General features: G+C 62.4%; 22 protein-coding genes. 14 read left to right on the top strand and 8 right to left on the bottom strand.

What is annotated here, in order from left to right:
* Nucleotides 1–39: 39 nt before the first annotated feature.
* The 3 genes from NWV16_RS06995 to dinG form a co-directional block, all read right to left on the bottom strand.
* On the bottom strand, nucleotides 40–1,185 hold the full coding sequence (locus NWV16_RS06995; RefSeq protein WP_260522471.1) for a serine hydrolase domain-containing protein: 1,146 nt from the start codon (nucleotides 1,183–1,185) through the stop codon (nucleotides 40–42).
* A 94-nt stretch (nucleotides 1,186–1,279) separates the two neighbouring features.
* The gene (locus tag NWV16_RS06990; protein WP_260522470.1) at nucleotides 1,280–3,637 is read right to left on the bottom strand and encodes a beta-galactosidase; all 2,358 of its coding nucleotides are present in this window, start codon (nucleotides 3,635–3,637) and stop codon (nucleotides 1,280–1,282) included.
* A gap of 95 nt (nucleotides 3,638–3,732) precedes the next feature.
* Nucleotides 3,733–5,877, bottom strand: coding sequence for an ATP-dependent DNA helicase DinG (gene dinG, locus NWV16_RS06985; RefSeq protein ID WP_260522469.1), 2,145 nt, complete (start codon nucleotides 5,875–5,877; stop codon nucleotides 3,733–3,735).
* Nucleotides 5,878–5,975: 98 nt separating this feature from the next.
* Between dinG and NWV16_RS06980 the strand changes: the two genes are divergently transcribed.
* Nucleotides 5,976–6,440 (top strand): CopD family protein, encoded by a 465-nt coding sequence (locus NWV16_RS06980; RefSeq protein WP_260522468.1) that lies wholly within the window; start codon nucleotides 5,976–5,978, stop codon nucleotides 6,438–6,440.
* A gap of 44 nt (nucleotides 6,441–6,484) precedes the next feature.
* Here NWV16_RS06980 and NWV16_RS06975 read toward each other — a convergent pair whose 3' ends face one another.
* The 4 genes from NWV16_RS06975 to NWV16_RS06960 form a co-directional block, all read right to left on the bottom strand.
* Nucleotides 6,485–7,243, bottom strand: a complete 759-nt coding sequence (locus NWV16_RS06975; RefSeq protein ID WP_260522467.1) for a collagen-like protein — start codon at nucleotides 7,241–7,243, stop codon at nucleotides 6,485–6,487.
* Entirely contained in the window at nucleotides 7,236–7,514 is a 279-nt protein-coding gene (locus NWV16_RS06970; RefSeq protein ID WP_065261923.1) for a DUF1145 domain-containing protein, read from the bottom strand. Before NWV16_RS06970 ends, NWV16_RS06975 begins: the two co-directional genes overlap by 8 nt.
* 163 nt (nucleotides 7,515–7,677) lie before the next feature.
* Nucleotides 7,678–8,400, bottom strand: coding sequence for an OmpA family protein (locus tag NWV16_RS06965; protein ID WP_065261924.1), 723 nt, complete (start codon nucleotides 8,398–8,400; stop codon nucleotides 7,678–7,680).
* Nucleotides 8,401–8,489: 89 nt separating this feature from the next.
* Entirely contained in the window at nucleotides 8,490–9,185 is a 696-nt protein-coding gene (locus NWV16_RS06960; protein ID WP_260522466.1) for an OmpA family protein, read from the bottom strand.
* Nucleotides 9,186–9,384: 199 nt separating this feature from the next.
* On the opposite strand from NWV16_RS06960, the gene NWV16_RS06955 reads away from it, so the two are divergent.
* The 4 genes from NWV16_RS06955 to NWV16_RS06940 are packed head-to-tail and all read left to right on the top strand — an operon-like array spanning nucleotide 9,385 to nucleotide 11,102.
* A complete protein-coding gene (locus tag NWV16_RS06955) occupies nucleotides 9,385–9,882 on the top strand; it encodes a DUF6231 family protein (protein ID WP_260522465.1) in 498 nt (165 codons plus the stop codon).
* Nucleotides 9,883–9,886: 4 nt separating this feature from the next.
* Nucleotides 9,887–10,363 carry a YchJ family protein gene (locus tag NWV16_RS06950; protein ID WP_065261927.1) on the top strand — a complete coding sequence of 159 codons (477 nt, stop codon included), beginning with the start codon at nucleotides 9,887–9,889 and terminating at the stop codon, nucleotides 10,361–10,363.
* Between the two features lie 41 nt (nucleotides 10,364–10,404).
* Nucleotides 10,405–10,890, top strand: a complete 486-nt coding sequence (locus NWV16_RS06945) for an LEA type 2 family protein (RefSeq protein ID WP_260522464.1) — start codon at nucleotides 10,405–10,407, stop codon at nucleotides 10,888–10,890.
* A gap of 5 nt (nucleotides 10,891–10,895) precedes the next feature.
* Nucleotides 10,896–11,102, top strand: a complete 207-nt coding sequence (locus tag NWV16_RS06940) for an SEC-C metal-binding domain-containing protein (RefSeq protein WP_065261929.1) — start codon at nucleotides 10,896–10,898, stop codon at nucleotides 11,100–11,102.
* 147 nt (nucleotides 11,103–11,249) lie between these two features.
* Here the strand turns inward: NWV16_RS06940 and NWV16_RS06935 are convergent, their stop codons facing one another.
* A complete protein-coding gene (locus NWV16_RS06935) occupies nucleotides 11,250–11,807 on the bottom strand; it encodes a cysteine hydrolase family protein (RefSeq protein WP_260523490.1) in 558 nt (185 codons plus the stop codon).
* 139 nt (nucleotides 11,808–11,946) lie between these two features.
* Between NWV16_RS06935 and NWV16_RS06930 the strand changes: the two genes are divergently transcribed.
* The 9 genes from NWV16_RS06930 to NWV16_RS06890 all read left to right on the top strand — a co-directional run bounded on the left by NWV16_RS06930 (nucleotide 11,947) and on the right by NWV16_RS06890 (nucleotide 22,462).
* Entirely contained in the window at nucleotides 11,947–12,591 is a 645-nt protein-coding gene (locus tag NWV16_RS06930) for a glutathione binding-like protein (RefSeq protein WP_260522463.1), read from the top strand.
* Between the two features lie 142 nt (nucleotides 12,592–12,733).
* The gene (locus NWV16_RS06925) at nucleotides 12,734–15,184 is read left to right on the top strand and encodes a penicillin acylase family protein (protein ID WP_260522462.1); all 2,451 of its coding nucleotides are present in this window, start codon (nucleotides 12,734–12,736) and stop codon (nucleotides 15,182–15,184) included.
* Between the two features lie 124 nt (nucleotides 15,185–15,308).
* Entirely contained in the window at nucleotides 15,309–16,343 is a 1,035-nt protein-coding gene (locus tag NWV16_RS06920) for a ligase-associated DNA damage response exonuclease (protein WP_260522461.1), read from the top strand.
* Nucleotides 16,340–18,025, top strand: a complete 1,686-nt coding sequence (locus NWV16_RS06915) for an ATP-dependent DNA ligase (protein ID WP_260522460.1) — start codon at nucleotides 16,340–16,342, stop codon at nucleotides 18,023–18,025. Before NWV16_RS06920 ends, NWV16_RS06915 begins: the two co-directional genes overlap by 4 nt.
* Nucleotides 18,026–18,278: 253 nt before the next feature.
* The gene (locus tag NWV16_RS06910) at nucleotides 18,279–19,061 is read left to right on the top strand and encodes a transporter substrate-binding domain-containing protein (protein ID WP_085683295.1); all 783 of its coding nucleotides are present in this window, start codon (nucleotides 18,279–18,281) and stop codon (nucleotides 19,059–19,061) included.
* A 56-nt stretch (nucleotides 19,062–19,117) separates the two neighbouring features.
* Nucleotides 19,118–19,846 carry an ABC transporter permease gene (locus NWV16_RS06905; RefSeq protein WP_064593908.1) on the top strand — a complete coding sequence of 243 codons (729 nt, stop codon included), beginning with the start codon at nucleotides 19,118–19,120 and terminating at the stop codon, nucleotides 19,844–19,846.
* Nucleotides 19,843–20,553: an ABC transporter permease gene (locus NWV16_RS06900; RefSeq protein WP_011332767.1), complete on the top strand. Its 711-nt coding sequence runs from the start codon at nucleotides 19,843–19,845 to the stop codon at nucleotides 20,551–20,553. The genes NWV16_RS06905 and NWV16_RS06900 overlap by 4 nt, the downstream gene beginning before the upstream one ends.
* A 12-nt stretch (nucleotides 20,554–20,565) precedes the next feature.
* Nucleotides 20,566–21,684, top strand: a complete 1,119-nt coding sequence (locus NWV16_RS06895; RefSeq protein WP_260522459.1) for a succinylglutamate desuccinylase/aspartoacylase family protein — start codon at nucleotides 20,566–20,568, stop codon at nucleotides 21,682–21,684.
* A 13-nt stretch (nucleotides 21,685–21,697) separates the two neighbouring features.
* A complete protein-coding gene (locus tag NWV16_RS06890; RefSeq protein WP_260522458.1) occupies nucleotides 21,698–22,462 on the top strand; it encodes an ABC transporter ATP-binding protein in 765 nt (254 codons plus the stop codon).
* The last annotated feature ends 35 nt before the right edge of the window (nucleotides 22,463–22,497 follow it).

The following is a 22,497-nucleotide window of genomic DNA, read 5'->3' as shown; positions in this document are numbered from 1 at the left end:
GCCGAATGAGGTTCCGGCCCTGGAACCTCCAGCCATGTTTTACAGACAAGTGGCAAGCACCCGCGCCAGCTTCTGCGCACGCGGATCCATCAAGACGTACGGCCCCAGGGTATTTGTCACAAATCCGAAGGCCACATCGTGCTCCGGATCAGCAAAACCGATGGAACCGCCCGCGCCAGGATGACCGAACGCCCGCGGGCCGAGGCCGTAAGTGGCGTTTGGCACATCAGGCTGATCGAGCATGCAACCGAGACCGAAACGGGTACGGGTCAGCAAGGTCTTGTCCTCGCCGAGGCTGTGTTCACGGGTCAATTCGTCGAGCATTTCGCTTTCCAGCAGGCTGCCGTCGAGCAGACCGGCATAGAACCCCGCCAGGCTGCGCGCATTGCCGTGGCCGTTGGCCGCCGGTTGCTGCATGCGCCGCCACTCCGGTTTGTTGGTGCTGGTGAGCACCGACGGCGGATTGGTGAAGGCACGGGTGGTCATGGCGGTCGGTTCGCGCATGGTCACCTGCAACAGGCGCTGGGCGGCAGCGTCGCCGACATTGCCCTTGCCCCGGGCGATATGCGCGACGCGGTGAAACTCCTCGTCGGCCAGACCGACGTGAAAATCCAGCCCCAACGGTTTGGCGACCCGCGCCACAATGGATTCCCCCGGCCCGCGCCCGTCGGCCCGCCGCAGCAGCTCGCCGACCAGCCAGCCGTAAGTGATCGCGGCATAACCGTGCCCGGTACCCGGCGTCCACCACGGTGCTTCCGCCGCCAGGGCGTCGACCATGGTCTGCCACTCATACAAGGCCTGGGGCGCCAACAACTCGCGCAGGGCGGGCAAGCCGGCCTGATGGCAAAGCAGTTGACGCAACGTCACGGATTCCTTACCGGCGGCGGCGAATTCCGGCCAGTAGCGCGCGACCGGCGCATCGAGTTGCAACTTGCCTTCGGCTACCAGTTGCAGCGCGGTGACGGCGGTGAAGGTCTTGGTGCAGGAGAACAGGTTGGCGATGGTGTCGCTGTGCCAGGCTTCGCTGCCGTCCTTGTCGGCGGTGCCAGCCCAGAGGTCGAGAACGGTTTCCCCGCCGACCCGGATGCACAACGCGGCGCCGCGTTCCTGGGGATCGTCGAACAGTGCGGCAAAAGCCTCGCGCACCGGTTCGAATTGAAGCTCGTAATGTCCCTGAATCTGCACCCGCAACTCCCCCGCGAAAACGCTCTACAAAGTGGCCCGCATTGTTCCAGCCCTTGAGGGATTTGGGAACAGCGGCGGGCCGGGCGGTCCTGCCTCAATGGCCGTTGCCGGAGTGCCCGCCGGTATGGCCGGCGCCCTGCCCCGGGCCTTTGCCGGCCTCGCCCTTGCGCCCGCCTTCGATCTCGTGACCGGCCTTGTCCGCCGCCGCTGCGGCCTTCGCGGCTTCTTTGCCGAGTTGGTCAAGGGTCGCCAGATTGCTCTTGCGCACGGTGTCGACGAACCCCTGATACGGCAAGTCAGTCACGCCCACCAGACCGAAGTGACCGTTTTCGCCATCGAGCAGACGCCCGGTCACCGGTTGATCGAGATACTGGAACCAGTGCACGCCGACAATCGATGGCTCGCTGAGGGCTTGCTTGAGGAAGTTGGCATACGCCGGGCCACGGTCTTCTTCCTTGCTCAACGGCGTCACACCGCCCCAGAACGGGCCGCGATCGGTCGAGCCGAAATTGAACTCGGTAATCAGCACCGGTTTGTCGAGGCTGCGCAGCGCAGCGAAGTCATAGCCATCCTGGGGTTTCAGGGTATACATGTTGAAGCTCAGCACGTCGCAGTATTGCGCGCATGAGGCCACGGCCTCCGGCGTGCTGATGGCGAAACGACCACCCAGCAGCAACTGGTTCGGCGCATGCCATTTCAGCGAATCGGAAATGGTCTTGAAGTAAGTATCGGCGAAGACTTTCTGGAAGTATTTGTAGTCAGCCTCGATTTCCGGGTGCTCCGGATTCGGCAACGGTGCCTCGAAACCCGGGTCTTCCATCAACTCCCACGCCGGCAGATCGATACCCCAGGCCTTCGACAGCCCCGCCTGATTGCGGTATTTGTCGCGCAATTGCTTGAGGAACGCCCGCTTGGCCGGAACGTCGGTGGTCATTTTCAAAGTGCCGTAAGCCAGCGCGTAGCGCGACTTCGGATCGTCACCGGGACCGGCCCAGGCCAGTTCGTTGTCGGCGAAGTAGCCGATCAGCCATGGATCGTCGCGGTGATCGCGGGCGGCAATCGCTACCGCACGTTCGGTAGCCATGGCGAAGCGTGGATCGAACGGGTCAGGCATGCCGCCCCACCAGTCGTTGCCGGTACTGATGCTGGCGTAATCGCCGACGATCGACAGCGGCAAGGTGTACGGCACGCGTTCGGCGTCGCCCAGTTGCGGTGCGCTCCAGTTGCCGACAGTGTTGAAACCCCACGCCTGCAGGCGGTCGAGGGTATGGCGGGTCCACTGCTGCTCGTCGATGGTGGCCTTGCACGGGGTAGCCGGCGCTTTCTCGGTCGTCGCCGTAGCTGCGCAAGGTTCGCCGTAAAGGCGTTGCAGGTTGGCGCCATAGAAGTCGTACCAGCGTCCGTTGCCGTAGCCCCGGCCCTGATCGGCCCCGTTGCCGCCCCGATTGTCGCCTTCACCGAAGTGCACGGCCAGTGGCTCATCGGGTTTCGGCAGAGACTCGAACATGTACTCGCGACCGGCCACATAGGTCTGGTTGACCTCGGGACTGACCGTGTTCACGCCCAGTGAATAGAACGGATGGCCCTCCGGCGTCACCAGATACCAGCGACCGTCGAGTTTTTCGGTGCGGAAAAAGCCGCTGGCCTTGAACGCCGGCCCCTTGTTCAAACCACCGAACTTGTCGAGCGAAGACTTTTCGCGCTCGGCCAGCCAGGTTTTCAGCTGTTGCTGTTCTTTGGCGGCGGCGGATTTCAGTTGTTCGTCATTGGCGACTTTCTCCGGCCATTTGCCGCGGGTCGACTGACCGTAGGCATCCACCAGATTGCCGTAGGCGGCTTTGATCACCTCGCCCTCGTCTTGCACGCCAAAGCGCTCCAACAGCAAGCTTTGCGCGGCTTTCGGCTGGTCCATCGACAGGCTGACGGAAACGACCTGGCTGCGATCCAGTTCACCGGAACTGCTGGCCAGCAGGATGCGCTGGCCGTCGATCGTCATCGGCATCAACGGCCCGGCCTTCATGCCCTGGTTCAGTGGCGAGGTCGCGGTCAACGGTACGAGCAGGGTCTGCGCCGGTCCGGCCGGCAGATCGACACGGCTGACCAGGGTCTTGCCGTCGTTGCTCTGGATCTGTACGTAAACGGTCACCGCCCAGTTCATCGCGCTCTGGATACGCAGGCTCATCATGCCGGACTGCGACCAGTCCCACGCACCGGTCTGCGGGGTCAGGCGCAGGGTCGGACGCGCCACCGGGTTGAACGTCACCCGGCGCAGCACTTCGCCCTCAGGGGTCTGCTCGGCGTTGGCTTGTGGCAGGTCGGCGTTTTCGGTCGCCACTTTCACCACATCGGCGGGGCGGACAAAATTGAACAGGGTCTGCTGCCCCGCAGGCGCCGCCAGCAAGGGTGCAGCGAAAACCAGGGCAAAAAAGGCAGGCAACGTACGACGAATCATGAGAACGGATTTCTCCCTAGCGACCAGCAATGGCCAATGGAAAAGCGATGGCGTAGAGATAGACAACGCGGCGGGCAAAACTGCCCACCGATGTCTCAGGATATTTCACGGCGGAAGGGAGGCAACGCATTGAGGATCGCCTTGCCGTAGCGCTGGGTGACCAGCCGCCGGTCAAGCAAGGTGATGGTGCCGCGATCCTCTTCGGTACGCAGCAGACGACCGCAGGCCTGAACCAGCTTCAGCGAGGCATCGGGCACCGAGATTTCCATGAACGGATTGCCGCCCCGGGCTTCGATCCACTCCGACAATGCGGCCTCGACCGGATCGTCCGGCACCGAGAACGGAATCTTGGCAATCACCACGTGCTCGCAGTAAGCCCCCGGCAAATCCACCCCTTCGGCGAAACTGGCGAGGCCGAACAGTACGCTGGAATCACCGCCATCGACCCGCGCCTTGTGTTTGTTCAGGGTTTCCTGTTTCGACAGGTTGCCTTGAATGAACACTTGCTTGCGCCAGTCGCGGTCAAGACCGTCGAACACGTCCTGCATCTGCTTGCGCGACGAGAACAGCACCAGACTCCCTCGCGAGCCTTCGACCAGTTCCGGCAGATCGCGGATGATTGCCGCCGTGTGAGCGGCGACGTCCCGTGGATCGGCCTTCAGGTCCGGCACCCGCAACACACCGGCATCGGCGTGATGGAACGGACTCGGCACCACGGCGGTGACGGCTTTTTTCGGCAGGCCGGCACGCATGCGGAAGCGGTCGAAGGTGCCGAGCGCGGTCAGGGTGGCCGACGTCACCAGACAGCCGTAAGCCACGTTCCACAGACTGCGGCGCAGGGTTTCGGCGGCGAGGATCGGACTGGCGTTGACCTCGATGTCGAACAGCGAACCGCTTTCCGCCAGGGTCAGCCAGCGAGCCATCGGCGGGCTCTCTTCCGGGTCTTCGGCGGTGAACGCGGTCCACAGCTCCCAGTTGCCGGAGGCACGGGACAACAGGCTGCCGAACAGCGGATACCACTCTTCGGCCTGATTGCTGGCGATGCCGATGTTGACCTCGCCGTCCATGCCCTCCTTGAGCAGGTCGGTCAGACGGGTAAACAGATCGTTGAGACGGGCATAGCCTTTTTTCAGCTCGATGCCCAACTCGCGCAGGTGTTCCGGAATCACTCCGCCAACGAAGCGATGTCGTGGCCGTTCGCGACCCTCGACGTCTTCGCCGGGCTTGAAGTCGGCGATCTGCTCGCAGGCGGTGAACATGAACTGCTGCTGGGTCCTGATCTCCCGCGCCAGCTCCGGCACCTGTTCGATCAGCTTGCCGAGATCCCCCGGCAGCGGATGCTGGGCCAGCAGCTTGGTGAGGTTCTTGGCGGTGGTTTCCAGCCAGTCGGCGGTGGAGCGCAGCCGCGTGTAATGAGCGAAGTGACCGATAGCCTTGTCCGGCAGGTGGTGGCCTTCGTCGAACACATAAATGGTGTCGCGCGGGTCAGGCAAGACCGCCCCGCCGCCCAGCGCCAGGTCGGCCAGCACCATGTCGTGGTTGGTGACGATCACGTCGACCTTGCCCATGCCTTCGCGAGCCTTGTAGAAGGCGCACTGGCCGAAGTTCGGGCAATGACGGTTGGTGCACTGGCTGTGGTCGGTGGTCAGCCGCGCCCAGTCGGCGTCTTCCAGCGCAGTGGGCCAGCTGTCGCGGTCACCGTCCCATTTATTGCCGGCGAGCTTTTCGATCATGCTGGTGAACAGCTTCTGGCTGGCCTCGTCGACCTCGATCTTGAAGCCTTCTTCCTCGAACAGCTGGGCCGTGGCGGTCTGTGCGTGGCCTTCCTGCAGCAGCATGTCGAGTTTGGAGAGGCACATGTAACGGCCACGGCCCTTGGCCAGGGCGAAGCTGAAGTTCAGCCCGCTGTTGCGCATCAGGTCGGGCAAGTCCTTGTGAACGATCTGCTCCTGCAGGGCGACGGTCGCGGTGGCGATCACCAGGCGCTTGCCGGCCAGTTTCGCCGTAGGAATGGCGGCCAGGCTGTAGGCCACGGTCTTGCCGGTACCGGTGCCGGCTTCCACCGCGACAATTGCGGGATCACCGCTGCGCCGGCCCTCGTCGTCGGTGTCGATATCCCCGAGAACCTTGGCGACTTCAGCGATCATCAGACGCTGGCCGTAACGCGGCTTGAGGCTCTTGGCCTCCAGAAAACGCGAGTAGGCGCCCTGGATCGTGGTTTTGAGTTCAGTGCTGATCATGTGTTGTCGGGCGCAAAAACGCTGGATAAATTTTCAGTGGTTCGGATCGGCCGCTATCATACCCCGCTAATCAATCCTGCGCAGATCGGAGTGCCCCAATGACACCTTTTAGCCTCGTTTACCCCCTGCACGTCCTCGCCGCCCTGGTGTGGGTCGGCGGCATGTTTTTCGCCTGGATGGTGCTGCGTCCCGCAGTCGTGAAGGCGCTGGAGGGTCCCGGACGGCTGACCCTGTGGGTGGAAGTGTTTCAAGGTTTTTTCCGCTGGGTGTGGGGTGCGGTGATCCTGCTGCCGGTGACCGGCGTGGGCATGTTGCATCTGCAGCACATCGGTTTCGAAACGGCGCCGAAATACGTGCAGGTAATGATGGGGTTGTACGTGGTGATGACGGCCCTGTTCATCCGGGTTCAGGGGCTGATGCTACCGGAACTGCGCACGGCGGTTGATGCGAAGGACTGGCCGGCTGGTGCAGCGGTGCTGGGACGGATTCGCAAGGTGGTGGGGGTCAATCTGTTGGTCGGGGTGTTGCTGGTAGCGATTGCCGCGGCACGGCCTTCGTTCTGAAGGGATCGTTCCCGCAGCGCGGGAACGATCAGACCAGGATTCGCTTACAGGCGCTGAACCGTAACCGAACCCGCCGCCCCGGCCGGCCCCGGCTGTCCGTCAGCCCCCGGCTTGCCGTTCTTGCCGCCATCGGCGCGATACACCAGGCAGCCCTTGGACTTGCCGCCCGCCCCCGCCTTACCGCCAGGGCCTGCCGCGCCGCCGGCGCCACCGGCCACGTCGACCTTGATCAGCTCCGCCGGAAACTCCCGTGGCACTTCCAGCCGCACCAGTGCGCCCGGCGCACCGGGCTGACCGTTGCTGCCGTCACTGCCGTCGAAACCATGCCCGGCCTGGCCCCAGGTGCAGCCCGGTTCCTGACCGTTGGCCCCGTCAAGCCCGACGAAGCCCGGCGCCCCGGTGCCGCCACGGGCATCGACGACCAACCGTGGAGCCTCCAGCGCCTTGAACTGCAGATTCAGGTTACGTCCGGCACGGGCCGCTTTTTCATAGGTTCCCGGCGCACCGCGAGCGGTGATGCGGCTGCCTTCGGCGAGTTCGGCACGGATCACTTTCAGATCCAGCGCCTGTTCGCCCGGCACGATGGCGATGCGCGCTTCGCGCCCCAATCGCAGTTCGCCGACACTCAGCTCGGTCACGTTCGAGGGCACCAGCAAGGTGCCGTAATCGGCGACCACCAGTTTTTCCAGTTGCAGGGTGCTGGTGGTGTTGGGCAGACGCATCAGGGAATTGGGTTCGACATTCATGACCTGGGCACAGGCCAGAGGACTGATGAATGCAGCGAGCAGGCAGAGTTTACGCATGGGAAGCCTCCGGAGCGGCCGGGGCCGGGATGGTTTGCAGGTGGAAAACGCCGAACAGCAGGACACGGCCACGATCACGCCATGGGTGCGGCCGGCCTTTAAGGCTGGCGTTGCACAGCAGCACTTCAAGAAGATGAATGGCCAGCAGCAGAACACCCGCCAGATTGACCAGCAGGTGCATCGGATGAACAAACGGCACCAGCTGATTGGCCAGTACCACACAGCAGAACACCAGGGTCAACAATCGCCCCAGCCCACAGAACACCTTCATACGCTCCCCCGTGTTGCGAATTATTCTTTGGGCGCACAGTAACGGCTTCCATACGGGATAAGCCAGAGGGGCAAATAAAAAAGTTCCGGGCACTCGTCGGATCGCTGCCGAATCGACGATGATCGTCGACCGACAGCTCTAGCCTGCGGACTACAGACAATTCCTAACGATTGATGTGCAACTCCACGCGACGGTTTTGCGCCCGTCCTTCTTCGGTCTCGTTGTCGGCAACCGGTTCACGCTCGCCACGCCCTTCACTGGTGAGTTTTTCCGGCGCCAGCCCCTGGCTCAACAGATAGGCGGCGACACTGCTCGCACGGCGCTCCGACAGGGCCTGGTTGTAGGCATCGGTACCTTTGCTGTCGGTATGACCGATTACCTTGATGCTCACGACGTCGGCATTGCGCAGTTTGTCCATCAGCGCATCCAGCTGACTTTTCGCCGCAGGCTTGAGGTCGGATTTGTCAAAGTCGAACAGCACGTTGCCGGCATCGTTGAGGGTGATGACTTCGGTCTGCGGTGCCGGTTCGGCGGGTTTCTCGGTGACCGGGTATTGCGGCAGCGGACAACCGCGGTGATCGACCGGAGTATTGGGCGGCGTATCAGGGCAACGGTCGCGGCGGTCGAACACGCCATCGCCGTCCTCGTCGCCATCCTGGGCATAACAGATCAGCCCGCCGGTGAGGATCCCCAGCGCTGCACCACCCGCGGCCCAGCCGCCGTTTTCGATGGCGCCGAGACCGCCGCCGACCAGTCCGCCAATGACGCTGCAGATCGGCCAGGTACGTTGATTGAGGGGAGCAGTGCCATCGCTGTGGGTTGCGCAACCGGTCAACAGGCTGCCCAGCAGCAGGACCGGCAAGACGGACCTTGAGAAACCATTCATTGTGAAAGCTCCTGTGTCACCGGCCCATACCGGTTACACAGGAGTAAAGACCCGCATCCGCGACTGCACAAGCCGCGGATGCGAGGGTGTCAACGCTCGATTTTGATTTCGGTACGACGGTTCAATGCGCGGCCTTCGGCGGTCTTGTTGTCTGCCACTGGCTGGCTTTCACCGGCACCGGTCACCGAAACGAAGCTCGCACGTGGCACACCGTCATGGATCAGGTATTCCACCACCGAGTGCGCGCGACGATCCGACAGTTTCTTGTTGTAGGCATCGCTGCCGACGCTGTCGGTGTGGCCGGTCACGGTCAGACGCGCCGTGCTCGATTCCTGTTTCAGGCGCGTGGCGACCTTGTCGAGCACTTGCTTGTCGGAAGGCGTCAGCGTGGCCTTGTCGAACTGGAAGTGCACATCGCGGATGACGATGGTTTCTTCCTTGACCACGACCGCCTCTTCAACCACGGGCGCAGGGGCCGGGAACGGGCAACCGTCTGCGTCGACCTTGGTACCGCGAGGCGTGTGCGGGCACTTGTCGCGACTGTCCGGCACACCATCGCCGTCTTCATCACCATCGCCGTGCACCCAGCAATAGGCCGCCGCCGTACCACCGACCAGCAACGCGCCATAGCCGGCCCACGACGAGCTTTCCGTCGCCCCGAGACCCGCGCCGACGACACCTCCGACAGCCGCACAGGTCGGCCAGTCGGTTTTCTGCAAACCTGCGCAACCAGTCAACACACTGGTTAGCAGAACCAAGGGTAATGCTGTCCGAACTATGCTCATCTAGTTTTCTCCTGAGGGATCGGCTTGTAACCGATTCAGGGAGTAAAGACCGGAGTTTTAATCTCCGCCAGCGATAGGCCACCGCTGTTTGCGAGCCTGTTCACAGGACTTTGATGCCGCTGTCGCAAACCCGCGGAACAGAGGTCTAGGCCTCGACGCCCGGGCAGGCTAGTCTTGGCGATCTGATTGAGGAGCTTCGATGAACGTCGCGATTTCTTCCCGCACGCCACAGCAGGCGTTGGCCGCTCTGCTCGACCGCTACGCCCCGGCACGCCTGCTGCTGATCGGCGCCAGCGAATTTCCGGCGCTGGCCGCTTTCAAGGACGCGCATCCGGATACCTGTGTCGCCCATGCGGCGCCCGGCGCCTTGCCGGCAGAGCTGGCCGCACAGCGTTTCGACCTGGCACTGGTGGTCGATTGCCTGGAGCATTTGCCCAAGCGTGATGGCCTGAATCTGCTGGGCGGGATCCGCAACCTCAACGCCAGCCGCATCGCCGTGCTGGCCGACCTGCCGGCCAGCGGCTGGCAGGAAACCGATTTCTATTCGCTCGCCCTCCAGGCCAGCGAACGCTTCGCCCGGGACGAACAGGTCCTGACCCTGTTCACCTATGATCTGCTTGATTACAAACAAGTCCCTGACTGGCTCAACTCACGGTTCTGGGCCAATCCGGAAAACTTCGGGAAATACTGGTGGTAATGCAATGAGTACAGCCATTTGCCCCTGCGGCAGCGGCAACCTGCTGGATGCCTGCTGCGGCCATTATCACGCCGGCCATCCGGCACCGTGCGCCGAAGCCCTGATGCGTTCGCGTTACAGCGCCTATGTGCTGGGCCTGATCGATTATCTGGTGGCGACCACCCTGCCCGCCCAGCAGGCCGGGCTCGATCGCCAGTCCATCAGCAACTGGAGTGCATCGAGCACCTGGCTCGGCCTCGACGTCGAAAGTTCGGAAGTCTTCGGCGGCCAGCCGGAACACGCCTTCGTCACCTTCACCGCACGCTGGCATGACAGCCAGGGCGAGCACAGCCATCGCGAGCGTTCCGCATTCGTTCAGAACGGCGGGCGCTGGTACTTCATCGACCCGACCGTGCAGCTCAAGCTCGGTCGTAACGATGCCTGCCCCTGCGCCAGCGGGCAGAAGTTCAAGAAGTGTTGCGCGGGCTATTTCGGCGCGTGAGGTGAGTGGCGACTAGACTGGGCGCAAAAGGGAGTTCTGCGATGGTCAGTCAATGGCACACATTCAAAGCCTTCACGCTGCTGCTGTTTCTGGGGCTCGGGGGCTGTGCCTCATGGTTCGCCGACGACACCGTCGACCCCGCCGTGCACCTGGTGAAAGTCGAAGTGGTGCGCGCCAAATTGCTGGAGCAGAAGTTCATCCTGCACTTTCGCATCGACAATCCCAATGCCAGCGAACTGACCGTACGCGGCCTCGAATACCGCGTGCACCTGGCCGACATGCTGCTGGCCGAGGGCGAGCATGAGCACTGGATCACCGTCGGCGCCAAAAGCAGTGCGTTCTACAAGGTGCCGATCCGCACCAACCTGTGGCCGAAGGTCAAGGACGTGGTGAAAATGCTGAAGAATCCGCACCAGCAGGTTCCCTACCGGCTGCAGGGCGAGATGGAAACCGGTTTATTCATCGCTCACTACGTGCACCTGGAGCGCAATGGCGTGATAATCCCCGCCGATTTGATTACGGAGTGACCCCGATGACCCAGCAACCTCATGTCCATGGCCCTGACTGCAACCACGATCATGACCATCACCACCATGATCACGACCATGGCCATGTCCACGGCCCGCACTGCGGCCACGCCCACCAGGAGCCGGTGCGCAACGCCCTGAAGGATGTCGGCCGCAACGACCCTTGCCCGTGCGGCAACGGCAAGAAATTCAAGAAGTGCCACGGCGCTTGATGGTTCAGGCGCAGAGCCTCTTCGCCTGAGACACCGCCTTCGCGGGCAAGCCCGCTCCCACAGTAGATCGCATTCGTTCTGACGGAATGCAGTCAAATGTGGGAGCGGGCTTGCTCGCGAAGGGACCGGCACATTCATCGGAGGCTTTCAGCCAGCCGCCAGAATCCGCACCGAACTGACCACCGTCGCATACTCCCCATGCAGATTCCCCAGCGACATGGCATGCACCTCTTCAGCCGAGCGCGGCGTCCCGAAATAATCAGCCTTGTCGAAGGTAAAGCACGCATCCTCCGCCACCCAGGCGTCGAACCCAAGATTGCCCGCCGTGCGTGCCGTGGACTCCACGGAATTGTTCGTCGCCACACCGACGATAATCAACTGCCCGATCCCCGCCTCACGCAGCTTCGCTTCCAGCCCCGTCGCACAAAATGCATCCGGCACCTGTTTCCGGATCAGCCATTCACCGTCCTGCGGCAGGAATCTTTCCTGAAATTCCACCCCGGACTGCTCGGGCCAGAACACCGAATCCGCTGAGCGCGACAGGTGCTGCACATGGATCACCGGCCGCCCGCTGCGCCGCCAGAAGTTCAGCAAATCGAGGATCCGTTCTTCGGCCAACGGATTATTCCGTCGACCCAGACGCGGCTCCAGAATGCCCTTTTGCTGGTCGATGATGATCAGTGCAGCGTTGGCCTTAAGCTCCATGGCGATTTTTCTCACGCGGGGTCATTGAATTTCCCGTACTTGAACATCACCTCCTGTAACCAAGCAAGCTATCGAACGCACACGGGACAACCTGAAGCCGGCGTTTGCTGTCCGTACCTTTCCTGATTTGGAGCTTTCCATGATCGACCTGTATTACTGGACCACGCCCAACGGCCACAAGATTTCCCTGTTCCTCGAAGAGGCCGGCCTGCGCTACAACGTGCACCCGATCAACATCAGCCAGGGCGAGCAGTTCCAGCCGCACTTCCTGAAGATCGCGCCGAACAATCGCATCCCGGCCATCGTCGATCATGAGCCGGCCGATGGCGGCGAGCCGTTGTCGCTGTTCGAGTCCGGGGCGATTTTGTTGTACCTCGCCGAAAAGACCGGGACGTTCCTGCCCAAGGATCTGCGTGGCCGCCAGGTGGCGCTGCAATGGCTGTTCTGGCAGATGGGCGGGCTGGGGCCTATGGCCGGGCAGAACCATCACTTCAGCCAGTTCGCCCCGGAAAAGATTCCCTATGCGATCAAGCGCTACATCGATGAAACCGCTCGCCTGTACGGTGTGCTGGACAAACAACTGGCCAAAAACGAGTTCGTCGCCGGCAGCGAATACAGCATCGCCGACATGGCGATCTACCCCTGGATCGTCTCCCACAAGTGGCAGAGCCAGAACCTGGAAGACTTCCCGAACGTGCTGCGCTGGTTCAACCACATCAAGGACCGCCCGGCGACCGTGAAAGCCTACGCGTTGGTGCAGAAGATCAATCCGCCGAAGGCTTGAGTGACCTGGCCTGATCGTTCCCGTGCGCGGGAACGATCAACGGGAAGAAATAACCGCTCGCCCCGCTTGCGCGGCCCCCTCCTGCTCACTAACGTAGCGGCTTTATTGCGCCCCCAGCCTCTACCCCCGCAGGAGCTTTGCCATGGCCTCGCCAGCCCTTTCACATTTTCTTCCCCGGTTCGGCGTTGCCGCAGCAGTGACCGGTGTCCTGAGCCTCTCCGGTTGCCAGACCTGGAACGCTCAGGACACCCTCCCGCCGACCTCCGGTGTACAGCCACTCAAGGGCCTGGCGCAGAACGTTTCGGTACGGCGCAATGCCATGGGCATGCCGCTGATCGAAAGCAATAGCTTCCACGACGCCTTGTTCGCCCTCGGCTACGTGCACGCCAGCGACCGCATCAATCAGATGGTCACCCTGCGCCTGCTGGCCCAGGGGCGTCTGGCGGAAATGTCCGGTGCGTCGATGCTCGACGCCGACCGCTACATGCGCGCCGTCAACCTGAAGAAAAGCGCCGGCGAGCTGTACAAGGCCTCGTCGCCACGGCTCAAGCGCTTTTTCGAAGTCTATGCCCGGGGCGTCAACGCCTACCTGTTCCGCTACGCCGACAAGTTGCCGGGGGATCTGGCCTCCAGCGGCTACAAGCCCGAGTACTGGAAACCGGAAGATTCGGCGCTGATTTTCTGCCTGCTGAACTTCAGCCAGTCGGCCAACCTGCCGGAGGAAATCGCTTCGCTGGTGCTGGCGCAGACGGTCACCACCGACAAACTGGCGTGGCTGACCCCGTCCGCTCCTGATGAAAACCTGCCGCTGGCCGAAGCCGACAAGCTGCAAGGCATCAAGCTCAACGGGCAGATTCCGGGCCTGAGCGAGCTGAGCAACGCCAGTGAACAACTGGCGGCGATGAACCTGCTCGGCGCCAGTACTTCGAACAACTGGGCGATTGCCCCGCAACGCAGCCGCAGCGGCAAGAGCCTGCTGGCCAGCGACAGCCACGGGCCGCTGGCCGCGCCTTCGCTGTGGAGTTTCGTGCAGATTCACGCACCGAAATACCAGGCCGCCGGCGTGACCGTGGCCGGTCTGCCGATGGTGCTGGGCGGTTTCAACGGCAAAGTGGCATGGAGCGCGACCAGCGTCTTCGGTGACAACCAGGACCTGTTCCTGGAAAAAATCCGCCGCCAGGGCAGCAGCCTGACCTACGAGGTCAACGGTAAGTGGCAACCGCTGGGCGTGCGCAACGAAACCTACTTCGTCAAAGGCCAGCGGCCGATTCGCGAAGCGGTGTACGAAACCCGCCACGGTGCGCTGCTCAACAGTGCTCAGGCTGGCGCCCAGGGCGCAGGTTTCGGCCTGGCCTTGCAGACCCCGAGCTTCACCGACGACAAATCCCTCGATGCGTTTTTCGATCTGAGCCGTGCGCAAACCGCTGAACGCGCGTCCGACGCCAGCCGGGAAATCCGCGCCATCGCACTGAACCTGGTGTTTGCCGACGCCAGCAACATCGGCTGGCAAGTCACCGGGCGTTTCCCGAACCGCCGCGAAGGCGAAGGCCTGCTGCCGTCGCCGGGCTGGGACGGTCGCTACGACTGGGACGGTTACGCCGACCCGATGCTGCACCCGTACGATCAGGATCCGCCGCAGGGCTGGCTCGGCACCGCCAACCAGCGGGTCATTCCTCACGGCTACGGCATGCAGTTGTCCAACTCCTGGGCGGCGCCGGAGCGCGGCGAGCGCCTTGCGGAAATGGCCGGCAGCGGCAAACTGGACGGCCGCAGCATGATCGCCATGCAGTACGACCAGACCACCACGTTCGCCGCCAAACTGAAGAAGATGTTCGAAGCTCCGGGCATGGCGCAGCCGCTGAAGCAGGCGATCGACGCCCTGCCGGAAGCCGACCGCAGCAAGGCCCGCGAGGCCTACAGCCGCCTGATGGCGTTTGACGGCAAGCTCAGCCCGACCTCCGCCGATGCGGCGATCTACGAGCTGTTCCTGCAGGAAAGCATGAAACAGATCTTCCTCGACGAACTCGGCCCGCAAAACAGCCCGGCGTGGAAAGCGTTTATCGCCAATGGCGATCTGTCCTACTCGGCCCAGGCCGATCATTTGCTGGGCCGCGAGGACAGCCCGTTCTGGGACGACGCACGCACGCCGCAGAAAGAAGACAAACCGGCGATCCTCGCCCGCAGCCTCGCGGCGGCGATCAGCGCCGGCGACAGCCAACTGGGTGGCGATCACAAAGCCTGGCAGTGGGGCAAACTGCACCGCTACGAATGGAAGAGCACCAACGGCCAGACCGTTCGCGGTCCTGTCGCGGCTGGCGGCGATCACACGACGCTCAATACCGCGGCGTTTGCCTGGGGCCAGGATTTCAACACCACCCGGGCGCCGTCGATGCGTTTCATCGTCGACTTCAGTCAGAGCGAACCGCTGACGGGCCAGAACGGTACGGGGCAATCGGGTAACCCGGCCAGTCCGAACTACCTCAACGGGATTGATCCCTGGCTCAAGGGCCAGTACATCGGCTTGCCGATGCAGCCGCAGAACTTTGAGCGGGTGTATGGCAAGACGCGGCTGACGCTGACTCCCGGGAAATAGGCGCCGCCCCTTTCGATCGTTCCCACGCGCGTGGGAACGATCATGTGGCAGTTAAAAAATTCGATAGAACTTCTGACTTCGCGCCAACCTCATAGCTGACAAGTCCCTCCATTTCGGTAACGCCATGGACCTTGTTATCGCTCGCCCCGAAGGCCTGTACTGCCCAGTCGGGGACTTCTATATCGATCCGTGGCGCCCGGTCGAGCGCGCGGTCATTACCCATGCCCACGGCGATCACGCCCGCACCGGCAACACGCACTATCTGGCGGCCGGCGCCAGCGAAGGGATTCTGCGGGCGCGCCTGGGCCAGGACATCAATCTGCAAACCGTGGAGTACGGGCAGCGTCTGTCCCACCACGGTGTCACCCTGAGCTTTCACCCTGCCGGGCATGTGCTGGGGTCGGCGCAGATACGCCTGGAATACGGCGGTGAAGTCTGGGTTGCGTCCGGCGACTACAAGATCGAGCCCGACGGCACCTGCGCGCCCTTCGAGCCGGTGCGCTGCCACACCTTCATCACCGAATCGACCTTTGGTCTGCCGATCTACCGCTGGCAGCCGCAGGCGCAGGTGTTCGGCGAGATCAATCAGTGGTGGCAGGCCAATATCGAGGCGGGCAAGACCAGCGTGCTGTTCTGCTATGCATTCGGCAAGGCCCAGCGGATCCTTCACGGAATTGATGAAACCCTCGGCCCGATCCTCAGCCACGGCGCGGTGGAACCGCTGAACTGGGTCTACCGCGAGGCCGGCGTGTATCTGCCGCCGACGATCTACGCCGGCGACGTGAAAAAAAATGATCCGCTGATGCGTCAGGCACTGGTCATCGCTCCGCCATCGGCGGGCGGCAGCAGCTGGATGCGGCGTTTCGGCGACTACAGCGACAGTTTCGCCAGCGGCTGGATGCGCCTGCGCGGCACTCGTCGGCGGCGCGGCGTGGATCGCGGTTTCGTGCTTTCCGATCACGCCGACTGGCCCGGCCTGCTGTGGGCCATCGAGCAGACCGGCGCCGAACGGGTGATGGTTACCCACGGCTCGATCGGTGTGCTGGTTCGCCATTTGCGTGAGCAAGGGCTGGATGCCCAAGGCTTCAACACTGAATACGGCGATGACGAACAAGACAATGTCGCCGTCGAACCCACCGTTGCCGAGGTGCAACCATGAAAGACTTCGCCGGGTTATACGCCGAACTCGACGCCACCACCTCCAGCAACGCCAAACTCGCGGCCATGCAGGCCTACTTCGCCCAGGCGCAACCGCAAGATGCTGCGTGGGCGGTGTACTTCCTGTCCGGCGGACGGCCCCGGCAACTGGTTCCGGTGCGGATCCTGCGCGATCTGGCGGTAGAAGTATCCGGCCTGGCGCCGTGGCTGTTCGAGGAAAGCTATCAAGCGGTCGGCGATCTGGCGGAAACCATCTCGCTGGTACTCCCGGAAAACCCGCACACGTCCGAGGCGAGCCTTGCCGAATGGATCGAGCACAAACTGCTGCCGCTGCGCGGTGAAACCCCGGAATACCTCGCCCGACAGCTCCCGGCACTGTGGGCGCAACTCGACCGGCCGAGCCTGATGCTGTGCATCAAACTGATCACCGGCAGCTTCCGGGTGGGCGTTTCCAAACTGTTGGTGACCCGGGCGCTGGCCTCGATGGCCGGGCTGGACAGCAAACGCGTGGCACAACGGCTGGTGGGCTACACCGACCTGTCCAACCGTCCGGATGCCGCCAGTTATCTGAAGCTGATTGCCCCGGAGTCCAGCGACGAACATGCGCAGCGCGGCGGCCAGCCGTATCCGTTCTTTCTCGCCCACGGTCTGTCGCAAGCGGTGGAACAGTTCGACGCCTTGCTTGGCCCGGCGAACAACTGGCAGGTGGAATGGAAGTGGGACGGCATTCGCGCGCAAGTGGTCAAGCGCGACGCTCGCTTGTGGATCTGGTCCCGGGGCGAAGAACTGGTGACCGAACGCTTTCCCGAACTCGACTCGCTGGTCGAGGGCCTGCCTGACGGCACGGTGATCGACGGCGAAATCGTGGTCTGGAAAAACACCCGGCCTGACGCCGAAGCCTTTGATCCAGATTCAACGGCACCACCGGCGGTGCAACCCTTTGCCCTGCTTCAGCAACGGATCGGTCGCAAGACCCTGGACAAAAAGATCCTCGAAGACGTGCCGGTGGTGGTCCTCGCCTATGACCTTCTGGAGTGGCAGGGCGAAGACTGGCGCAACCGGCCGCAGGTCCAGCGGCGTGAACAACTGGAGCGTGTCATCACCCAATGCAACAACCCGGTGCTACTGCCCTCACCGGTGCTGACCGGCAGCGACTGGCTCGACTTCGCCCGCCAACGGGAAGCCTCCCGGCGGCTGGGGGTCGAGGGCATGATGCTCAAGGCCCGCGACGCGATGTATGGCGTCGGGCGCACCAAGGACATGGGCGTGTGGTGGAAATGGAAAGTCGACCCGTTCAGCGTCGATGCGGTGCTGATTTATGCCCAGCGTGGCCATGGCCGGCGCGCCAGTCTGTACAGCGATTACACATTTGCCGTCTGGGACGGTCCGCCCGAGTCCAGCACCCGCGCCCTTGTGCCGTTCGCCAAGGCCTATTCCGGGCTGACGGATGAGGAAATGCGTGAAGTCGACAGCATCGTTCGCAAGACCACCGTGGAAAAATTCGGTCCGGTCAGCAGCGTGACGCCAAGCCTGGTGTTCGAACTGGGTTTCGAAGGCATCGCCCTGTCGCGCCGGCACAAGAGCGGCATCGCCGTGCGTTTCCCGCGCATGCTGCGCTGGCGCCAGGACAAGACCGTGGAAGAAGCCGACAACCTGGCGACGTTGCAGAATCTGCTGGTCTGATCCCCGTCCTTCACGCCTCCCCGATCTTTCCCACGCAGAGCGTGGGAAAGATCGCCTCCGAACCATTCTGGTGCATCCCTTCCAACGCGCCCGTTTTCGTGCACTGACCGCCCCCGGCATGCACTTTCTACACCTTTTAAAACACTTGTTCGGGACTCTGGTTCGGAAATTGCTACTTTCTATAAGTCGTAAGCGTTCCAGTAACAATCATTCTGCGCCACAAGCGCTCATATTGGTTCTTAGGGATTGAATAATGAAAAAAGCATTGCTGACCCTTTCTGCACTGGCGTTGTGCATGGCCGCCGGCTCCGCGCTGGCCAAGGAATACAAAGAGCTGCGTTTTGGCGTCGATCCTTCCTACGCACCGTTCGAGTCGAAAGCGGCCGACGGCAGCCTGGTGGGCTTTGACATCGATCTGGGCAACGCGATCTGCGCCGAGCTGAAGGTCAAGTGCAAATGGGTCGAAAGCGACTTCGACGGCATGATTCCGGGCCTCAAGGCCAATAAATTCGACGGTGTGATCTCGTCGATGACCGTGACCGAAGCCCGTGAAAAAGTCATCGACTTCTCCAGCGAGCTGTTCTCCGGCCCGACTGCCTACGTGTCGAAGAAGGGTTCCGGCATCACCAACGACGTCGCTTCGCTGAAAGGCAAAACCGTCGGCTACGAGCAAGGCACCATCCAGGAAGCCTATGCCAAAGCCGTGCTGGACAAGGCCGGCGTGAAAACCCAGGCCTATCAGAACCAGGATCAGGTGTATTCCGATCTGACTTCCGGCCGTCTCGATGCGGGCATTCAGGACATGTTGCAGGCCGAACTGGGCTTTCTGAAGTCGCCACAGGGTGCCGACTATGCCGTCAGCGAGCCGGTCGACAACCACTTGCTGCCAGCCAAGACCGCTGTCGGTATTAAGAAAGGTAACACCGAGCTGAAAGCGCTTTTGGATAAAGGTATCAAAGCGTTACACGATGATGGCAAATACGCCGAGATTCAAAAGAAACACTTTGGCGATCTGAATCTGTACAGCGGCAAATAATGCCCCGGCGCCCATCCTCGATGGGCGCCTTTTTCATTCAGTCAGGTTGCTGATTTATGTTCGAAAACCTCTTACAAAATCTGGGGCTCTCCGCCTTCAGCCTCAAGGGCTTTGGCCCGTTGCTGTTGGAAGGCACCTGGATGACCATCAAATTGTCGGCGTTGTCGCTGCTGGTGGCCGTGTTGCTCGGCCTGCTCGGCGCCAGTGCCAAGCTGTCAAAAGTCAAACTGCTGCGCCTGCCCGCCCAGCTCTACACCACGCTGATTCGCGGGGTGCCGGACCTGGTGCTGATGCTGCTGATCTTCTACAGCCTGCAAACCTGGCTGACGACGCTCACCGATTACCTGGAATGGGAATACATCGAGATCGACCCGTTCAGCGCCGGGGTCCTGACCCTGGGCTTCATTTATGGCGCGTACTTCACTGAAACCTTCCGCGGGGCGATTCTCGCCGTACCACGCGGTCAGGTCGAAGCCGCCACCGCCTATGGTCTCAAGCGCGGCCAGCGCTTTCGTTTCGTGGTGTTCCCGCAAATGATGCGCTTCGCCCTGCCAGGCATCGGCAATAACTGGATGGTGATGCTCAAGGCCACCGCGCTGGTCTCGATCATCGGCCTGGCCGATCTGGTCAAGGCCGCGCAGGACGCCGGCAAGAGTACCTATCAGCTGTTCTATTTTCTGGTTCTCGCCGCGTTGATTTACCTGCTGATCACCAGTGCCTCGAACTTCATTCTGCGCTGGCTCGAACGCCGCTACGCCGCCGGTGCACGGGAGGCCGTACGATGATCGAACTTCTGCAGGAATACTGGAAAGCCTTCCTTTATACAGACGGCCAGAACATCACTGGCCTTGCGATGACGATGTGGCTGCTCAGCGCGTCGATCTTCTTCGGTTTCATCGTGTCGATTCCGCTGTCGATCGCCCGCGTCTCGCCGCACTTCTACATCCGCTGGCCAGTGCAGTTCTACACCTACCTGTTCCGTGGCACGCCGCTCTATATCCAGTTGCTGATCTGCTACACCGGGATTTACAGCCTGGCTGCCGTGCGCGCGCAACCGCTGCTCGACAGTTTCTTCCGCGATGCAATGAACTGCACGATCCTGGCCTTCGCCCTGAACACCTGTGCCTACACCACGGAGATTTTCGCCGGGGCGATCCGCAGCATGAACCACGGCGAAGTCGAAGCGGCCAAGGCTTACGGGCTGACCGGGTGGAAACTCTATGCCTACGTGATCATGCCGTCGGCGCTGCGCCGTTCGTTGCCTTACTACAGCAACGAAGTGATCCTGATGCTGCACTCGACCACCGTGGCCTTCACCGCGACCATCCCCGACATCCTCAAGGTCGCGCGGGACGCCAACTCGGCGACCTTCCTGACCTTCCAGTCGTTCGGCATCGCCGCGCTGATCTACCTGACCATCACCTTTGCGCTGGTCGGCCTGTTCCGCCTCGCCGAACGCCGATGGCTGGCCTTTCTCGGCCCGACCCACTAGGACCCTTTTGAGATGCGCCACCAGATACATGATCTGCTGGCCCCGCTGCCGGGGACCGCACGACAGATCCACAGTTTTCACTTCGGCCCGGACAAGGCCAAAGGCAAAATCTACATCCAGTCTTCGCTGCATGCCGACGAACTGCCCGGCATGCTCGTGGCCTGGCACCTCAAACAACGTCTGGCGGAGCTGGAAGCCGCCGGGCGGCTGATCAGCGAAATCGTGCTGGTGCCGGTCGCCAATCCGGTCGGCCTCGAACAAGTGCTGATGGATGTGCCGCTGGGCCGCTACGAACTGGAGAGCGGGCAGAACTTCAACCGCTGGTTCGTCGACCTCAGCGAAGAGATCGGCAACGAAATCGAGTCGCAACTGGGCGACGACCCGCAGCGCAACCTGGAATTGATCCGCACCAGCCTGCGCAATGCTCTCGACCGCCATACCGCCACCACGCAACTGCAATCCCAGCGCCTGACCCTGCAACGGCTGGCCTGTGATGCGGACATGGTGCTGGACCTGCACTGCGACTTCGAATCCGTCGTCCATCTCTACACCACGCCCGAGGCCTGGCCGCAGGTCGAGCCGCTGGCGCGCTACATCGAATCCCGGGCAAGCCTGCTGGCCACCGACTCCGGCGGCCAGTCATTCGACGAGTGTTTCACCCTGCTGTGGTGGCAATTGAAGGAGCGCTTTGGCGAGCACTTCGAGATTCCCCTCGGCAGTTTTTCGGTCACGGTCGAACTGCGTGGCCAGGGCGACGTCAGCCATCCGGTGGCCAGCCGTGACTGCCAGGCACTGCTCGACTACCTGACTCACTTCGGCGCCATCGTCGGCGCTTCGAAACCATTGCCGGAGCTCCCCTTCCCGGCCACTCCGCTGGCCGGTGTCGAGCCAGTGACCACCCCGGTCGGCGGCCTGCTGGTGTACACCGCCACACCCGGCCAGCACCTGGAAGCCGGGCAGCAGATCGCCGAAATCATCGACCCGATCCACGACCGGGTCACCCCCGTCCATTGCACCGCTTCCGGTCTGCTGTACGCCCGCTCGCTGCGGCGCATGGCAACCGCCGGCATGGTGATCGCCCACGTCGCGGGCGCCGAAGCCTATCGCAGCGGCTACTTACTTTCGCCTTGAGGATGCCTGTCCCATGTACAAACTGACCGTAGAAGGCCTGCACAAAAGCTATGGCGACCATCAGGTGCTCAAAGGCGTTTCGCTCAAAGCCAGAACCGGTGACGTGATCAGTCTGATCGGCGCCAGCGGCTCGGGCAAAAGCACCTTTTTGCGCTGCATCAACTTTCTCGAACAACCCAACGACGGCGCGATGAGCCTCGACGGCCAGGCGATCCGCATGGTCACCGACCGTCACGGCATGCACGTCGCCGACCCCGAGGAACTGCAACGTCTGCGCACGCGCCTGGCGATGGTGTTCCAGCATTTCAACCTGTGGAGCCACATGACCGTGCTGGAAAACATCACCATGGCGCCGCGCCGGGTGCTGGGCTGCAGCAAGGCTGAGGCGGACGACCGCGCCCGGCGTTATCTGGACAAGGTCGGCCTGCCGGCGCGGGTGGCCGATCAGTATCCGGCGTTCCTCTCAGGCGGCCAGCAACAGCGCGTAGCCATTGCCCGGGCCCTGGCGATGGAGCCGGAAGTCATGCTGTTCGACGAACCGACGTCCGCGCTGGATCCGGAACTGGTGGGCGAAGTGCTCAAGGTGATTCAAGGCCTGGCCGACGAAGGCCGAACCATGATCATGGTGACGCACGAGATGAGTTTTGCGCGCAAGGTGTCGAGCCAGGTGCTGTTCCTGCATCAGGGGCTGGTGGAAGAAGAAGGCGCACCGGAGGACGTATTGGGCAATCCGAAGAGTGAACGCCTGAAACAGTTCCTCAGCGGCAATCTCAAGTAAAACTAATGCCCGGCCGGCGCGGTCATTGAAGGAAC

It is taken from the genome of Pseudomonas sp. BW7P1 (genome assembly GCF_024981055.1).
Lineage (GTDB): Bacteria > Pseudomonadota > Gammaproteobacteria > Pseudomonadales > Pseudomonadaceae > Aquipseudomonas > Aquipseudomonas bananamidigenes.
The sequence above is the reverse complement of the archived record's forward strand: the minus strand, read 5'-3'. Positions and strand labels throughout refer to the sequence as shown.

Excerpts from the sequence above, each read along its gene's own strand:
- NWV16_RS06950 (WP_065261927.1), top strand. The coding sequence starts at position 9,887 with ATGAGTACAGCCATTTGCCCCTGCGGCAGCGGCAACCTGCTGGATGCC.
- NWV16_RS06945 (WP_260522464.1), top strand. The coding sequence starts at position 10,405 with ATGGTCAGTCAATGGCACACATTCAAAGCCTTCACGCTGCTGCTGTTT.
- NWV16_RS06975 (WP_260522467.1), bottom strand. The coding sequence starts at position 7,243 with ATGCGTAAACTCTGCCTGCTCGCTGCATTCATCAGTCCTCTGGCCTGT.
- NWV16_RS06965 (WP_065261924.1), bottom strand. The coding sequence starts at position 8,400 with ATGAATGGTTTCTCAAGGTCCGTCTTGCCGGTCCTGCTGCTGGGCAGC.
- NWV16_RS06915 (WP_260522460.1), top strand. The coding sequence starts at position 16,340 with ATGAAAGACTTCGCCGGGTTATACGCCGAACTCGACGCCACCACCTCC.
- NWV16_RS06925 (WP_260522462.1), top strand. The coding sequence starts at position 12,734 with ATGGCCTCGCCAGCCCTTTCACATTTTCTTCCCCGGTTCGGCGTTGCC.
- NWV16_RS06905 (WP_064593908.1), top strand. The coding sequence starts at position 19,118 with ATGTTCGAAAACCTCTTACAAAATCTGGGGCTCTCCGCCTTCAGCCTC.
- NWV16_RS06930 (WP_260522463.1), top strand. The coding sequence starts at position 11,947 with ATGATCGACCTGTATTACTGGACCACGCCCAACGGCCACAAGATTTCC.
- NWV16_RS06955 (WP_260522465.1), top strand. The coding sequence starts at position 9,385 with ATGAACGTCGCGATTTCTTCCCGCACGCCACAGCAGGCGTTGGCCGCT.
- NWV16_RS06935 (WP_260523490.1), bottom strand. The coding sequence starts at position 11,807 with ATGGAGCTTAAGGCCAACGCTGCACTGATCATCATCGACCAGCAAAAG.
- NWV16_RS06895 (WP_260522459.1), top strand. The coding sequence starts at position 20,566 with ATGCGCCACCAGATACATGATCTGCTGGCCCCGCTGCCGGGGACCGCA.
- NWV16_RS06890 (WP_260522458.1), top strand. The coding sequence starts at position 21,698 with ATGTACAAACTGACCGTAGAAGGCCTGCACAAAAGCTATGGCGACCAT.
- NWV16_RS06970 (WP_065261923.1), bottom strand. The coding sequence starts at position 7,514 with ATGAAGGTGTTCTGTGGGCTGGGGCGATTGTTGACCCTGGTGTTCTGC.
- NWV16_RS06980 (WP_260522468.1), top strand. The coding sequence starts at position 5,976 with ATGACACCTTTTAGCCTCGTTTACCCCCTGCACGTCCTCGCCGCCCTG.
- NWV16_RS06920 (WP_260522461.1), top strand. The coding sequence starts at position 15,309 with ATGGACCTTGTTATCGCTCGCCCCGAAGGCCTGTACTGCCCAGTCGGG.
- dinG (WP_260522469.1), bottom strand. The coding sequence starts at position 5,877 with ATGATCAGCACTGAACTCAAAACCACGATCCAGGGCGCCTACTCGCGT.
- NWV16_RS06960 (WP_260522466.1), bottom strand. The coding sequence starts at position 9,185 with ATGAGCATAGTTCGGACAGCATTACCCTTGGTTCTGCTAACCAGTGTG.
- NWV16_RS06900 (WP_011332767.1), top strand. The coding sequence starts at position 19,843 with ATGATCGAACTTCTGCAGGAATACTGGAAAGCCTTCCTTTATACAGAC.
- NWV16_RS06910 (WP_085683295.1), top strand. The coding sequence starts at position 18,279 with ATGAAAAAAGCATTGCTGACCCTTTCTGCACTGGCGTTGTGCATGGCC.
- NWV16_RS06940 (WP_065261929.1), top strand. The coding sequence starts at position 10,896 with ATGACCCAGCAACCTCATGTCCATGGCCCTGACTGCAACCACGATCAT.
- NWV16_RS06990 (WP_260522470.1), bottom strand. The coding sequence starts at position 3,637 with ATGATTCGTCGTACGTTGCCTGCCTTTTTTGCCCTGGTTTTCGCTGCA.